Origin of the sequence: Micromonospora sp. CA-244673 (assembly GCF_050948395.1) — a bacterium.
Taxonomy (GTDB): Bacteria; Actinomycetota; Actinomycetes; order Mycobacteriales; family Micromonosporaceae; genus Micromonospora.
Window position 1 is genome coordinate 1,462,856 of record NZ_CP192019.1, and the last position, 14,719, is coordinate 1,477,574.

At 74.7% G+C, this 14,719-nt stretch carries 12 protein-coding genes; 11 read left to right on the forward strand and 1 reads right to left on the reverse strand.

Translation table 11 applies throughout. The features are described 5' to 3' along the window. Window positions 1-140: 140 nt before the first annotated feature. The 9 genes from ACQP12_RS07055 (at window position 141) to ACQP12_RS07095 (ending at window position 11,734) form a co-directional block, all read left to right on the forward strand. Window positions 141-1,553, forward strand: a complete 1,413-nt coding sequence (locus tag ACQP12_RS07055; RefSeq protein WP_357937403.1) for an ammonium transporter — start codon at window positions 141-143, stop codon at window positions 1,551-1,553. 25 nt (window positions 1,554-1,578) lie between these two features. Next, window positions 1,579-1,917 (forward strand): P-II family nitrogen regulator, encoded by a 339-nt coding sequence (locus ACQP12_RS07060; RefSeq protein ID WP_433289151.1) that lies wholly within the window; start codon window positions 1,579-1,581, stop codon window positions 1,915-1,917. Window positions 1,918-1,927: 10 nt separating this feature from the next. Then, window positions 1,928-4,249: a [protein-PII] uridylyltransferase gene (locus ACQP12_RS07065; protein ID WP_433285998.1), complete on the forward strand. Its 2,322-nt coding sequence runs from the start codon at window positions 1,928-1,930 to the stop codon at window positions 4,247-4,249. Between the two features lie 123 nt (window positions 4,250-4,372). Beyond that, window positions 4,373-5,275 (forward strand): ABC transporter ATP-binding protein, encoded by a 903-nt coding sequence (locus ACQP12_RS07070; RefSeq protein WP_433286000.1) that lies wholly within the window; start codon window positions 4,373-4,375, stop codon window positions 5,273-5,275. Next, window positions 5,265-6,086, forward strand: a complete 822-nt coding sequence (locus tag ACQP12_RS07075) for an ABC transporter permease (RefSeq protein WP_433286002.1) — start codon at window positions 5,265-5,267, stop codon at window positions 6,084-6,086. Before ACQP12_RS07070 ends, ACQP12_RS07075 begins: the two co-directional genes overlap by 11 nt. Window positions 6,087-6,106: 20 nt before the next feature. Then, a complete protein-coding gene (locus tag ACQP12_RS07080; protein ID WP_433286005.1) occupies window positions 6,107-7,231 on the forward strand; it encodes a sensor histidine kinase in 1,125 nt (374 codons plus the stop codon). Next, window positions 7,228-7,884, forward strand: coding sequence for a response regulator transcription factor (locus ACQP12_RS07085; protein ID WP_433286007.1), 657 nt, complete (start codon window positions 7,228-7,230; stop codon window positions 7,882-7,884). The genes ACQP12_RS07080 and ACQP12_RS07085 overlap by 4 nt, the downstream gene beginning before the upstream one ends. 1,105 nt (window positions 7,885-8,989) lie before the next feature. Then, window positions 8,990-10,543 carry a signal recognition particle protein gene (gene ffh, locus ACQP12_RS07090; RefSeq protein WP_357937392.1) on the forward strand — a complete coding sequence of 518 codons (1,554 nt, stop codon included), beginning with the start codon at window positions 8,990-8,992 and terminating at the stop codon, window positions 10,541-10,543. A gap of 102 nt (window positions 10,544-10,645) precedes the next feature. Further along, complete coding sequence (locus ACQP12_RS07095; protein WP_433286009.1) at window positions 10,646-11,734, forward strand: amidohydrolase family protein; 1,089 nt, start codon at window positions 10,646-10,648, stop codon at window positions 11,732-11,734. Window positions 11,735-11,784: 50 nt separating this feature from the next. Here ACQP12_RS07095 and ACQP12_RS07100 read toward each other — a convergent pair whose 3' ends face one another. Further along, window positions 11,785-12,453 (reverse strand): TetR family transcriptional regulator, encoded by a 669-nt coding sequence (locus ACQP12_RS07100; RefSeq protein ID WP_433286011.1) that lies wholly within the window; start codon window positions 12,451-12,453, stop codon window positions 11,785-11,787. A gap of 92 nt (window positions 12,454-12,545) precedes the next feature. Here ACQP12_RS07100 and proS point away from each other — a divergent pair, with 92 nt between their 5' ends. Together proS and ACQP12_RS07110 are read left to right on the forward strand one after the other, a co-directional pair. Then, window positions 12,546-13,952, forward strand: coding sequence for a proline--tRNA ligase (proS, locus tag ACQP12_RS07105; RefSeq protein ID WP_357937388.1), 1,407 nt, complete (start codon window positions 12,546-12,548; stop codon window positions 13,950-13,952). A 49-nt stretch (window positions 13,953-14,001) separates the two neighbouring features. Further along, on the forward strand, window positions 14,002-14,622 hold the full coding sequence (locus tag ACQP12_RS07110) for a DUF402 domain-containing protein (protein ID WP_433289153.1): 621 nt from the start codon (window positions 14,002-14,004) through the stop codon (window positions 14,620-14,622). Window positions 14,623-14,719 lie beyond the last annotated feature (97 nt).

Below are 14,719 nucleotides of genomic sequence, written 5' to 3' on the forward strand. Positions count from 1 at the left end.
GGAAACAACGCGTCACGCGTCGGAAATCGAGCGGTGTCGGTGAAGGAAACAGCCGCCGAGCAAGCTTCCGCGCAACCGGCGTACGGGCGACGCTGCCCCGGAAGCCGCGAAGGAGGAGACTTCACCTTTAGGAGGCCAGCGTGCCTGAAGCACCGACGATCGACGGCGGCAACACCGTTTGGCTGCTGGTTTCGACCGCTCTCGTGCTGCTCATGACCCCCGGCCTGGCGCTGTTCTACGGCGGCCTGAACCGGGCCAAGGGCGTACTCAACATGATGATGATGAGCTTCTCGGCCATCGGGCTCATCTCCGTGCTGTGGTGGTTCTACGGTTTCAGCGTCGCCTTCGGGGCCGACGTCAACGGTCTGTGGGGCGACCCCGGCGCGTACCTGGGCACCAAGACCTTCCTGGCCGAGACCGACCTCTGGGGCGCCACGGCGGAGAACCCCAGCGGCATCGGCGTCCCGCTGTACGTGTTCATGGCGTTCCAGATGGTCTTCGCGGTGATCACCGTCGCGCTGATCAGCGGCGCCATCTCCGACCGGGCGAAGTTCGCCGGCTGGCTGCTCTTCGCCTTCGGCTGGGCCACCCTGGTCTACTTCCCGGTCGCCCACTGGGTGTGGGGCGGCGGCATCATCGGCGCCAAGCTCCACGCGCTCGACTTCGCCGGCGGCACGGCCGTGCACATCAACGCCGGTGCGGCGGCCCTCGGCGTGGCCCTCGTGCTCGGCCGGCGGGTCGGCTGGCCCCGCGAGGGCATGAAGCCGCACAACATCCCGCTGGTCGCGCTCGGCGCCGGCCTGCTCTGGTTCGGCTGGTTCGGCTTCAACGCCGGCTCGGAGCTGACCGTCGACTCGGTGGCCGGCCTGGCCTTCCTCAACACCCAGCTCGCCACCGCCGCCGCGGTGCTCGGCTGGCTGGCCATCGAGTGGATCAAGGACGGCAAGCCGACCATGGTCGGCGCCTCCTCGGGCGCCGTCGCCGGTCTGGTCGCCATCACCCCGGCGTGCGGCTTCATCGCCCCGTGGGCGGCCGTCCTGCTCGGCCTCGTCGCCGGCGCGGTCTGCGCGCTCGCCATCAGCCTGAAGTACCGGCTCGGCTACGACGACTCCCTCGACGTGGTGGGCGTGCACTTCGTCGGCGGCTGGATCGGGTCGCTGTGGCTCGGCCTGTTCGCCACCAACTCGGTCAACGGCGCGATCAGCGACGTGGTGGGCGCCTCCGACGGCCTCTTCTACGGCGGCGGCCTGACCCAGCTCGGCCGGCAGGCCCTCGCCGGCCTGATCGTCACCGTGTGGTCGGCCGGCATCGCCTGGCTGCTCGCCTTCGCCATCGACAAGACGATCGGCTTCCGGGTGGCCGCCGAGGCCGAGGTCGACGGCATCGACGTCGCCGAGCACGCGGAGAGCGCGTACGACCTGTCGCCCACCACGGGCGGCGGCGCCGGGGGCGCGTTCGCCCTGGCCGGGATCGGCGCCGCCAGGCCGGCCCCGGAACCCACCGACCCGGCGGAGGAGCCCGCCGAGCCGGTCAGCGAGAAGGTCGCCGGTTAACGTTCCTGGGATGGAGGGGTTGGACATGAAGCTGGTGACCGCGGTCATCAAGCCGTACCAGCTGGACGCGGTGAAGGAGGCCCTGCACGCCCTCGGCGTGGCCGGCCTGACCGTCAGCGAGGTCCAGGGCTACGGCCGGCAGAAGGGGCACACCGAGGTCTACCGGGGTGCCGAGTACACGGTCGAGTTCCTGCCCAAGATCCGGGTCGAGGTGCTCACCGACGAGTTGGACGTCGACAAGATCGTCGACGCCATCGTGGGCGCGGCGCGGACGGGCAAGATCGGCGACGGCAAGGTCTGGGTGACCGGCGTCGAGGAGGTCGTCCGGGTCCGCACCGGCGAGCGCGGGCTCGACGCCCTCTGAGGACACCTCGATGACCTCGTTGATCAAGGAGAACGCGTCCGGACACCCCGGCGACGGCGGCGCGAACTTCTTGATCAACGAGGTCGTCGGCGTGCCGGGCGGGATCGGCGCCGACGCCCGGCGGGCGCGGGCCGAGGCGCTGGACGGGTGGCTGCGCGGGATCTTCCCCGCGCGGGCGGGGATCGCCCTGGTCGCGGTCGGAGGGCTGGGGCGGCGGCAGTGTGCGCCCTACGGCGACGTCGACCTGGTGCTGCTGCACGCGGGGGTGCCGGGCATCGACGAGCTGGCCGCCTCGCTCTGGTATCCCATCTGGGACGCCGGGCTGCGGCTGGACCACTCGGTGCGCACGGTCGCCGAGGCGCTCTCCGTGGCCCAGGACGACGTCAAGGTCGCCCTCGGCCTGCTCGACGCCCGCCACGTCGCCGGCGACCCGGTGCTGGCCGACCAGCTCGTCCGCACCGCCGCCGACCACTGGCGGCGCACCGCCGTCCGGCAGCTCCCGAAGCTGCGGGAGATCACCGACGCCCGCTGGGAGGCCCACGGCGAGCTGGCCTTCCTGCTCGAAGGGGACCTCAAGGAGGCCGCCGGCGGGCTGCGCGACGTCGGCCTCCTCCGGGCCATCGCCACCGCCGGTGTCACCGACGCCCTCCGCCCCGCCGTGCACGCCGCCCACCGGCGGCTGCTGGACACCCGGGACGCCCTGCACCAGCAGGTCGGCCGCCGGGTCGACCGGGTCGTCGCCCAGGAGCGGGACGGCGTCGCCGCCCTGCTCGGGCTGCGCGCGTCCCTGACCGGGGACGCGGACGCCGAGGCGGTGACGATCGGTGACGGCGACGTGCTGCTGCGCCGGGTGGCCGGGGACGCCCGCACCGTCAGCCACGCCCTCGACGACGCCTGGCGGGCCGCCGACCGGCTCCGCGCCGGCCGGCACCGGAGCGCCGCCGGCCGGCCGCTGCGCCGCCCGGTCGCGCGCGACGTGGTCGAGCAGGACGGCGAGCTGGTCCTCGCCCGCACGGCGATCGGCGCGCGCCCCGACCCGAGCCTGTCGCTGCGGGTCGCCGCCGCCGCGGCCACCACCCGGCTGCCCATCGCACGGGCCACCTGCGAGTGGCTGGCCGCGTACTGCCCGCCGCTGCCCGCGCCCTGGCCGCCGGCCGCCCGGGCCGCGCTGATCACCCTGCTCGGTGCCGGTCCCGGCCTGGTGCCCGCCTGGGAAACCTGCGACCGGTACGGCCTGATCGACGGCTGGCTGCCCGAGTGGACCCGGCTGCGCAGCCTGCCCCAGCACAACCCCGTGCACCGGTTCACCCTGGACCGGCACCTGGTGCAGGCCGCGTACGAGGCGAGCCGGCACACCCGCGACGTGGACCGGCCCGACCTGCTGCTGCTCGGCGCGTTCCTGCACGACATCGGCAAGGGCCTGCCGGGCGACCACAGCACGGTCGGGGCGCCCCTCGCCGAAGCGGTGGCCACCCGGATCGGGCTGCCCGACGACGAGGCGGCGCTGATCACCAAGCTCGTCCGGCTGCACCTGCTGCTACCCGACGTGGCCACCCGGCGGGACCTCTCCGACCCGAAGACCATCGCCGGGGTCGCCGAGAGGGTCGGCGACACCACCACCCTGGACCTGCTGCACGGCCTGGTCCGGGCCGACGCCGCGGCCACCGGGCCGGCCGCCTGGTCGGAGTGGAAGGGCCGCCTGGTCGCCGAACTCGTCGCCCGGGTGCGGACCGCCCTGGACACCGGCGTCGTGCCCGCCCCGCCGGCCCCCGACCCGGCGCTGGTCGCCGGGCCGCTGCCGGTCGTACACCTCGGCGAGGACCGGGTGTCGGTGGCCGCGGCCGACCGGCGGGGCCTGCTCGCCACGGTGGCCGGTTGCCTGGCCCTGCACCGGCTGGAGGTGATCTCCGCGGACGCCGCGACGGTCGACGGGCGCGCCCTGGTGCAGTGCCGGGTGCAGCCGCGCTACGGCCTGGCGCCCGACCCGATCGCGCTCACCGCCGATCTGCGCCGCGCGGTCACCGGCGACGTCTCGGTCACCCAGCGGCTGCGCGGCCGGGCCCTCGCCGCGCGGGCCCGGGGCGCCGCGCCCCGGGTGGTCTGGCACCGCGAGGCCGCCACCGACGCGGTGCTGCTGGAGCTGCGCGCCGCCGACGCGGCCGGGCTGCTCTACCGGGTCGCCGGCGCCCTCGACGAGGCCGGCGCCCAGGTGCGGGCCGCCCGGATCTCCACCCTCGGCGGCGACGTGGTGGATGTGTTCTACCTGGTCGGCGGTTGGCCGACGCCGGCGGACCGCGAGCGCATCGAAGCCGCCGTGCTCGCCGCCGTGTAAGGACTGGCCCCTTCTCGACGCCTCCGGTACCCCTTTCGACACCCGCACTACGTCCGGCGACGTAGGCGCGGAGCCGCCTGCGGGGCGACGTGCCGGGGCCCGCCCGGCGGGACGCTCGGGGGCATGAACCTGCCAGTGCAGACCGAAGGGCTCACCAAACGGTACGGCGGCCTGACCGCCGTGCAGGACCTCCAGCTGACCGTCCGGGCGGGCGAGGTGTACGGCTTCCTCGGCCCCAACGGCGCCGGCAAGACCACCACCCTGCGCATGCTGCTCGGGCTGGTCCGGCCCACCGCCGGCACGGTCCGGCTGCTCGGCCGGCCGCCCGCCGCCGGCCGGCTCACCGGGGTCGGGGCGCTGATCGAGGGGCCGGCCTTCTACCCGTACCTCTCCGGGCGGGACAACCTGCGGGTGCTGGCCCGCTACGCCGGGGTCGGCGCCGACCGGGTCGCGCTCGTGCTCGACCTGGTCGACCTCACCGACCGGGCCGGCGACCGCTACGCCGGCTACTCGTTGGGCATGAAGCAGCGGCTCGGCGTGGCCGCCGCGCTGCTGAAGGACCCCCGCCTGCTGATCCTGGACGAGCCGACCAACGGCCTCGACCCGGCCGGCATGGCGGACATGCGCACGCTGATCCGCCGGCTCGGCGCGGCCGGCTGCACGGTGCTCGTCTCCAGCCACCTGCTCGGCGAGGTCGAGCAGGTGTGCGACCGGGTCGGGGTGATCGCCCGGGGCCGGCTGGTCGCCGAGGGCAGCGTCGCCGAGCTGCGCGGCGCGGCCGGGCTGCGGCTGCTCGCCGACCCGCTGGACGCGGCGGCCGCCCGGGCGCGGGAACTGGTCGGCGCCGAGCGGGTCCGGGTGGTCGACGGCGGGCTGGAGCTGGCCGTCGAGCCGGACCGGGCCGCCTGGCTCAACACCGAGCTGGTCGGGGCCGGGCTCGCCGTGCGCGAGCTGCGCCCCCGGGAACGGGACCTGGAGCAGGTCTTCTTCGACCTCGTGGAGAGGGGAACGGCCGATGTCGCGTAGCTTCCGCGCCGAGACGGTCAAGCTCGTCCGGCGGCCGGCCAGCTGGCTGCTGCTGGCCATCACGCTGGTGCTCGCACTGATCTTCACCTACGTCTTCCCGTACGCGGGCCTCGCGGGCGGCACCGATGGGCCGAACACCGGCCGCGCCCTGCCCGCCCTGCTCCCCGACCAGCTGGTCGGCAACTCCCTCGGCGGCCTGCCGGTCTTCCTCGGCTCGATCCTGCTGATCCTCGGCGTGCTCACCGTCGGCGGCGAGTATGGCTGGGGCACCTGGAAGACCGTGCTCACGCAGGGCCCGACCCGGCTGGAGGTGTACGCGGGCAAGCTGCTCGCCCTCGCCGCCGCCGCGCTGGCCGTGGTGCTGGCCGTGTTCGCGGTCGGCGCGGCGGCCAGCGTGCTCATCGCGTCCGCCGAGGCGCAGCCGGTGACCTGGCCGTCGGCCGGCGACCTGCTCACCGGGATCGGGGCGGGGTGGCTCATCGCGACGATGTGGGCCATGCTCGGTGCCGTGCTGGCCGTCGCGCTGCGCGCCGTGGCGCTGCCGGTCGGGCTGGGCCTGGTGTGGATGCTCGCCGTGCAGAACCTGCTCGCCGCGATCGCCGCGCCGCTGGTCGACTGGGTGGCGAAGGCGCAGCAGGGGCTGCCCGGGCCGAACGCCGGGTCGCTGGCCGCCGCGCTCGGCGCCCCCGGGGACACCCCGGGGGTGGCGGCCGTCGTCGGCGGTGGGCAGGCGGCCGTGGTGGTGGCCGCGTACCTGGTCGGGTTCGCGGCGGTCGGCGCGGCGCTGCTGCGCCGGCGGGACATCGGCTGAGGCGGGGCGGGGGAGGCGACGTGGACCGCGAGCGTGGCAACCGGGGCCCGTGGCTCCTGGACGGCCTCGTCGCCCTGGCCCTGCTGGTGATCGGGCTGGCCGGCACCGCGCCGGCCGGCCTCAACCAGGGCGTGGAGGCCGGGCCGGGCGCCTATCCGTTGGTCGTGGTGGCCGCGCTCGCGGTGGCCGTCCGGCGGCGCTGGCCGCTGCCCACCCTGGCGGTGGTCACCGCGGTGAGCACCGCCTACCTGGTGCTCGGCTACCCGTACGGGCCGATCCTGCTGTCGTTCTTCGTCGCGGTCTACACGGTGGCCGCGTACCGGCCGGTGCGGGACGCGGCGGTGGCCAACGGGGTGGCGCTGCTCGCGCTGCTCACGCACGTCTTCGTGGGGGTGCGCCCGCCCGGCGTGGTCGGGCTGATGCCGGCCGCCGCGTGGGTGGTGGTGCCGTTCGCGGTGGGGGTCACCGTGCGGCTCGGCCGGGAGAGCGCGGCGCGCACCCGCACCGACGAGGCGCGCCGGCTGGCCGACGCCGAGCGGCTGCGGGTGGCCCGGGAGGTGCACGACGTGGTCGGCCACGGGCTCGCCGCGATCCACCTCCAGGCCGAGATCGCCCTGCACCTGTTGGCCCGCAAGCCCGAGCAGGCCGAGGCGGCGCTCACCGCGATCAGCCGCACCAGCAAGGAGGCGCTCGACGAGCTGCGGGTGACGCTGACCGTGGTCCGCCGCGACGAGCCCGCCGACGAGCGCGCCCCCGCGCCCGGGCTGGCCCAGCTCCCGCAGTTGCGCGAGCGGCTGGCCGGCGCGGGGCTCCCCGTCACCGTCGAGGTGGACGGAGCGCCGCGCCCGGTCCCGGTCGCGGTGGACCTGGCCGCCTACCGGGTGGTGCAGGAGGCGCTGACCAACGTGCTGCGGCACGCCGGACCCGCGACGGCCACCGTCCGGATCCGGTACGCGCCGGCCGAGGTCGGCGTGGAGGTCACCGACACCGGCCGCGGCGCGGCCGCCCCGGCGGACCGGCCCGGCTACGGGCTGGCCGGCATGCGGGAGCGGGTCACCGCGCTGGGCGGCTCGTTCACGGCCGGCCCCGCCTCCACCGGCGGCTTCCGGGTGTCCGCCACACTGCCCGTGGAGGAGGTCGCATGATCCGCGTGCTGCTCGCCGACGACCAGGACCTGGTCCGGATCGGGCTGCGTGCCCTCGTGGAGAGCGAGGACGACCTCACCGTGGTGGGGGAGGCCGCCGACGGGCTCGCCGCCGTCGAGGCGGCCCGCCGGGAACGCCCCGACGTGGTGCTCATGGACGTCCGGATGCCCGGCGTCGACGGCATCGAGGCGACCCGCCGGATCGTCGCCGACCCCGCGCTGGCCGGCACCCGGGTGATCGTGTTGACCACCTTCGAGCTGGACGAGTACGTCTTCGACGCGCTCCGGCACGGTGCCAGCGGCTTCCTCACCAAGGACACCCGCCCGGCCGAGCTGCTGCGGGCCATCCGGCTGGTCGCCGAGGGGGAGGCGCTGCTCTCCCCGTCGGTGACCCGGCGGGTGGTCCGGGAGTTCGCCACCCGGCCGGCCCGGGTGCCCCGCCCGCACCCCCGGCTCGACGCGCTCACCGACCGGGAACGCGAGGTGGTGGGCCTGGTCGGCGAGGGGCTGAGCAACGTCGAGATCGCCGAGCGGCTGGTGGTCAGCCCGGCGACCGCGCGGACCCACGTGAGCCGGGCCATGGTGAAGCTGGGCGCCCGGGACCGGGCGCAGCTGGTGGTCTTCGCCTACCAGTCGGGCCTGGTGGCCTCCTGACCCACCGGCGCCTCCAGCGCCGTCAGGACCACAGCGGCCGGGGATGCCTCCTTTCCGACGCTACGAACTTGATGGCGTGAACGATTCAGCCCGGAGCGGGTTGATCCGGCGGGGGTTGATCCGGCCGGGCTGGATCGGCCCGGGGTTGATCCGGCCCGGGGTTGATCCGGCCCGGGGTTGATCCGGCCCGGGGTTGATCCGGCCCGGGGTGGATCCGGCCCGGGGTGGATCCGGGCGGGGTGGATCGGGCGGGGTGGATCGGGCGGGGTGGATCGGGCGGGGTGGATCCGGCCCGGGGTGGATCCGGGCGGGGTGGATCCGGGCGGGATGGATCCGGCTGGGTGGACCCGACGGGGTGGATCCGGCGGGGTTGGCCCGGCCACCGAGGGTCGGCGCGGGACGGGGCGGCGCGGGGCTGGGCGGGCGCCTGCGTGGTGAGTCATCCGCGTCATCAAGTTGCTAGCCGGCCACGGCCGACCGATGCACCCGAGCGCCGGCCGGGTGCCGACTCCACCGTCGCCCTCACCACACTCGAGACAACGCGTCCGGACAGTGGGAAACCAGAAGATCTTGGTACGAAACGGCCCCCCTGGGGGCCATTTCCGTCCAAGATCTCGGGCGGCGGGCGGTGTGCGGCGGGCGGCGGGCGGCGCGCGGCCGGTGTGCGGCGTGAGGCGGGCGGCGTGAGGCGGGTGCGGCGGGCGGCCGGCCGGCGGCGGTCGTGGCGGTGGTGGGCGGATGGCGGCTTGTGTGGGCGGCGCGGCGGCGGCCGGCGTGGCCGTGGTGGACGGGTGGTGGCGTGTGCGGGCGGTGCGGCTGGGGCCGGCGGCCGGCGGCCGGCGTGGCCGTGGTAGGCGGGTGGTGGCCTGTTTGGGCGGCGCGGCGGCGCGGCGGTGGGCGGCCGGCGGGCGGTGGGCGGACGGGGCGGCGGTGGGCGGGCGGGGCGGCGGTGGGCGGTGCGGCGGCGGGCCGGCTGGCGGTTGGACGGCGAGGCGGTGGTGGGGTTGGGTCAGAGCGAGGGTGCGGGTGGCGGGCTACCCTAGCGGTGGGCTGGACACCTGCCCGGCCGCCTGTGCCCGCCGAATACGACAAACGGGATGTTCGCGTGTTTGACACCTTGAGTGACCGCCTGTCCGGGATCTTCACCAAGCTCCGCGGCAAGGGTCGGCTCACCGACGCCGACATCGACGCCACCGCGCGCGAGATCCGCATGGCGCTGCTGGAGGCCGACGTCGCCCTGCCGGTCGTCAAGGGCTTCATCGCGAACGTCAAGGAGCGGGCGCGCAGCGCCGAGGTCTCCGAGGCCCTCAACCCGGCCCAGCAGATCATCAAGATCGTCAACGAGGAGCTGATCAACGTCCTCGGCGGCGAGGGGCGGCGGCTCCAGTTCGCCAAGCACCCGCCGACCGTGATCATGCTGGCCGGTCTCCAGGGTTCCGGCAAGACCACCCTGGCCGGCAAGCTGGCCCGCTGGCTCAAGGCCCAGGGCCACCAGCCGCTGCTGGTCGCCGCCGACCTCCAGCGCCCCAACGCCGTCGGGCAGCTCCAGGTGCTCGGTGGCCGGGCCGGCGTCGAGGTGTACGCCCCGGAGCCCGGCAACGGCGTCGGCAACCCGGTGCAGGTCGCGCGCGACTCGATCGAGCACGCCAAGCGGGCCGCCCGGGACATCGTCATCGTCGACACCGCCGGCCGGCTCGGCATCGACGCCGAGATGATGCAGCAGGCCGCCGACATCCGCGACGTGGTCCAGCCCGACGAGGTCATCTTCGTCATCGACGCGATGGTCGGTCAGGACGCGGTCCGCACCGCCGAGGCGTTCCGCGACGGCGTCGGCATCACCGGTGTGGTCCTCTCCAAGCTCGACGGTGACGCCCGCGGTGGCGCCGCCCTGTCGGTCCGGGAGGTCACCGGGCAGCCGATCCTCTTCGCCTCCACCGGCGAGAAGCTGGAGGACTTCGACGTCTTCCACCCCGACCGGATGGCCAGCCGGATCCTCGGCATGGGCGACGTCCTCACTCTGATCGAGCAGGCCGAACAGGCCTTCGACGCCGATCAGAAGGAGAAGATGACCGCCAAGCTGATGGGCGGCGAGCAGTTCACCCTGGAGGACTTCCTCGATCAGCTCATCGCGGTCCGGCGGATGGGCCCGATCGCCAACGTGCTGGCCATGATGCCCGGCATGGGGCAGATGAAGGACCAGCTCGCCGAGCTGGACGACAAGCACTTCGACCGGGTCACCGCGATCATCCGGTCGATGACCCCGGCCGAGCGCACCACCCCGAAGATCATCAACGGCTCCCGCCGGGCCCGCATCGCCAACGGCTCCGGCGTCACCGTGATGGACGTCAACCAGCTGCTCAACCGCTTTGCCGACGCGCAGAAGATGATGAAGCAGATGGGCGGCATGATGGGCCTGCCCGGTGGCGGCCGGCGCAAGGCGACCAAGTCGCCGAAGAACAAGCGCAAGGGCACCAAGGGCGGCGGGCGGCCGCGCACCGGCGCCGGGGTGCCGGGCGGCTTCCCCGGCGGCATGCCGCAGCTGCCGCCGGGCCTCGACCCGGGCGACCTGGCCGGTGGCCAGGGGCTGCCGCCGGGCTTCAAGCTGCCGAAGATCGACTTCAACAAGCTCGGCAAGGGCGGCGACAAGGGCCCGCGCTGACGGCGTGCTGACGGCCCCGTTCCCCACCCGGGGGCGGGGCCGTCCGCGTTCCGTGGCGGGCTCGTAACACGCTCGCTTGAGTGATCGGGTAGGACTGTGCACATGGCTCTGCATGTGCGCGGTGTGCTCCTGCCCGATGACGAGGTCCGGGACGTCTGGTTGGTCGGCGACCGGGTCACCTTCGAACCGGTGCCCGGCGCCGAGACGGTGGTCGACGGCGGTTTCGTGCTGCCCGGCCTGACCGACGCCCACTGCCACATCGGCATCGCCCGTGGCGGCGCCCCCATCACCTCCGTCGACCAGGCCCGCGAGCTGGCCCGCACCGACCGGGACGCCGGCGTGCTGGCGATCCGCGACGCCGGCTCGCCGTACCCGTACCCCGAACTCGACGACGAGCCGGACCTGCCGCGACTGGCCCGCGCCGGCCGGCACGTCGCACCGCCGAAGCGCTACCTGCGCGACATCGGGGTGGAGGTCGGCGCGGCCGAGGTGGCCGCGACGGTGGCCGCGCAGGCCGCCGCCGGCAACGGCTGGGTGAAGCTGGTCGGCGACTGGATCGACCGCGGGGTGGGCGACCTGGCGCCGGCCTGGGACGCCGACACGATGACCGCGGCGGTGGCCGCGGCGCACGCCGCCGGGGCGCGCGCGGCCGTGCACACCTTCTCCGAGTCGGCCGTGGAGATCATGGTGCGGGCCGGGGTGGACTCGGTGGAGCACGGCACCGGGCTGAGCCTCGACCTGATCGACCTGATGGCCCGGCAGGGCACGGCGCTGGTGCCCACGATGATCAACATTCGGACCTTCGGCCACATCGCCGAACAGGCCCGCGCGAAGTTCCCCGGGTACGCCGACCACATGCTCGCCCTGCGCGACCGCTTCCCCGAGGTGGTCCGTGCCGCGCACGAGGCGGGGGTGCCGATCTACGTGGGCACCGACGCGGGCGGCGGCATCGACCACGGGCTGGCCGCCGAGGAGATGCTGCTCCTGCACGAGCAGGCCGGCATGTCCGCCGAGGACGTGCTCGCCGCCGCGTCCTGGCGGGCCCGGGAGTGGCTCGGCTTCCCCGGCCTGGTCGAGGGCGGCCTGGCCGACCTGACCGTCTACCCCGAGGACCCCCGCCGCGACCTGCGCGTGGTCCGCACCCCGTCCCGCATCATCCTGCGCGGCCGGGTCGTGTCCCCGCCTCGTTGATCAAGAAGTACGCGTCGGCGGACGGGCCGATCCGGACGCGAACCTTCTGATCAGCCCGCCGGGTGGGTGGCGGCGGTGTGGAACAGGTGGAGGGCCAGGGTGGCCAGTTCGTCGGCCGTCTCGTCCACCGGGGAACGGGGGAGCACGATGTGGCTGACCACCAGGCGGACGATGGTGTCGGCGGCGAAGGCGCGGGCCGTCGGGTCGGCCTCCGGCAGGTGCCGGTCGGCCCACTCCAGCAGGGCCGCGGACGATTCGGCGAGGACCAGCTCGGACCGGGTGGTCAGGTAGGGCAGCAGCTCGTCGGAGCCGCCCCGGGCGCTCGTCAGGATCGCCTTGACCAGTGGATTGTCCGCGGCGGCGGCGAGGGTGTGCCGGATGGCCGCGTACGCCGCGGCCCGCACGTCGGCGCCGTGCGCGTCGAGGGCCGCGCGGACCTCGCCGACGAACCGGTCCACCTCGCGCCGGGCGAGCGCCTCGGCCAGGCCGGCCTTGCTGCCGAACTCGTTGTAGACGGTCTGCCGGCTCACCCCGGCGGCCCGCGCCACCCCGCCCATCCGCACGCCGTCCCAGCCCGCGGCGATCGTCTGCGCGCGGGCGGCGGCCACGATCTCGTCCCGCAGCCGTTTCGACAGCTCCGGCTCGGCGCGTCCCGTGCCGCGCCGCGACCCGGAGCCGTCGCGCGACGCCCCGGAGCCGTCGTCTGGAAGCTCACCCATCGTCGTCGAAGTCTACGGTCGGGCGGCGCGACACGGCGCGCGCCGACTCCCGGGCGCAGCGGTGGCCCGCCCGGCGCATAGGATGTGCGGTCATGGCACGCGTGCTCACTCCCCGTGCGGAGGACTTTCCCCGCTGGTACCAGGACCTGATCGCCAAGGCGAAGCTGGCCGACAACGGCCCGGTGCGGGGCACCATGGTCATCCGACCGGCGGGCTACGCCATCTGGGAGCGGATGCAGGCCGAGATGGACGCCCGGATCAAGGCGGCCGGCGCGGAGAACGCGTACTTCCCGCTCTTCATCCCGGAGAGCTACCTCAAGCGCGAGGCCGAGCACGTCGAGGGCTTCTCGCCGGAGCTGGCCGTGGTCACCCACGGCGGTGGCAAGCAGCTCGCCGAGCCGGTGGTGGTCCGCCCCACCAGCGAGACGGTCATCGGCGAGTTCATGGCCAAGTGGATCGACTCCTACCGGGACCTGCCGCTGCTGCTCAACCAGTGGGCGAACGTGGTCCGCTGGGAGCTGCGCCCCCGGATCTTCCTGCGCACCAGCGAGTTCCTCTGGCAGGAGGGGCACACGGCGCACGCGACCCGCGAGGATGCCCGGGCCTACGCCCGCCGGATCCTGCACGAGGCGTACGAGGACCTGATGGTCAACGTGCTCGGCATCCCGGTGGTGGTCGGCCTGAAGACCGCCCGCGAGCGCTTCGCCGGCGCGACCGCCACCTACACCTGCGAAGGCATGATGGGCGACGGCAAGGCCCTCCAGTTGGGCACCAGCCACGAGCTCGGCCAGAACTTCGCCAAGGCGTTCGACATCAGCTACTCCTCCGCCGAGGGCGGTCGAGAGCACGCCTGGACCACCTCCTGGGGCACCTCGACCCGCATGCTCGGCGGCCTGATCATGTGCCACGGCGACGACAACGGCCTGCGGGTGCCGCCGAAGCTGGCGCCGGTCCAGGCGTACGTGATGGTCGTCAAGGACGGCGAGGGCGTCGCGGAGGCGGCGAACAAGCTGTGCGACGCGCTGCGTGACGCCGGGGTCCGGGTCGCGCTGGACGACCGGACCGACACGGCGTTCGGCCGCCGGGCGGTCGACGCCGAGCTGCGCGGCTACCCGGTGCGCGTCGAGGTCGGCCCCCGCGACCTGGCCGCCGGCAACGCCGTGGTGGTCCGGCGTACGGACGGCTCGAAGGCGCCGGTCCCGGTCGCCGACGTGGTGGGCGCGGTGCTCGCCGCGCTGGAGGCGGACCAGCAGGCGCTGCACGACCAGGCGCTGGCGTTCCGGCGGTCCCGGACCGTCGAGGTCGGCACGCTGGCCGAGGCGATCGAGGCGGCCGGCGCCGGCTGGGCCAAGGTGCCGTGGTCGGCGGTCGGCGTCGAGGGTGAGGCCGAGGCGAACGGTCAGGGCGTCACGGTCCGATGCCTGCTGCGGGCCGACGGCTCGGTGCCGGACTCCGAGGACGAGCCCGACCTGGTCGCCGTCCTGGCCCGCGCCTACTGAGGTGCGGCCGGGCGGCCCGGTCGACCGGTTCGCGCCGGGCCGGCTGATCATGCACCGCAACGTGCGGCACGGCCGGATCGGTTGGGTCCGGTCGGCCCGCGTGGTGTGCGACGACGACCGGGGCCTGCTGCTCTGGGTGGCCCGGAACAGCCCGGTGGCGCACGAGGTGACCGAGGCGGGGCTGGGCATGCGGGCCGTCCCCTTCGCCGAGTGGATCACGTCGTCCTACCGGCTCGCGCAGGGGCGCTGGAGCGGTCCGCCGGTGCTGAAGTTCCTGCCCACGGGCGCCGCCCACTCGGTCTGGTGGTTCCGGGACGACCGGGGCCGGTTCAAGAACTGGTACGTCAACCTGGAGGAGCCCGGCATCCGCTGGGACGACGGCGCGGTGGCCGGGGTCGACATGCTCGACCAGGACCTCGACGTGCTGGTCCACCCGGACCTGAGCTGGGAGTGGAAGGACGAGGACGAGTTCGTCGAGCGCCTCGCCTTCCCCGGGCACTACTGGGTGACCGACGAGAAGGCGGTCCGGGCCGAGGGGGAGCGGGTGATCCGGATCGCCGAGGCCGGCGAGTTCCCCTTCGACGGCACCTGGTGCGACTTCACCCCGCCCGCCGACTGGGACGTACCGGACGAACTGCCACCTGGTTGGGACCGGCCGCCGGTCCGCTGAGTTCGTGTCGTTCGTCACCGGCGCGGGCGACCCGGGCGAGCTGTCCGGGTCCGGTGTGAGAGATCGCGGCCGGACATGGCAGAATGGGTCGCTGGTA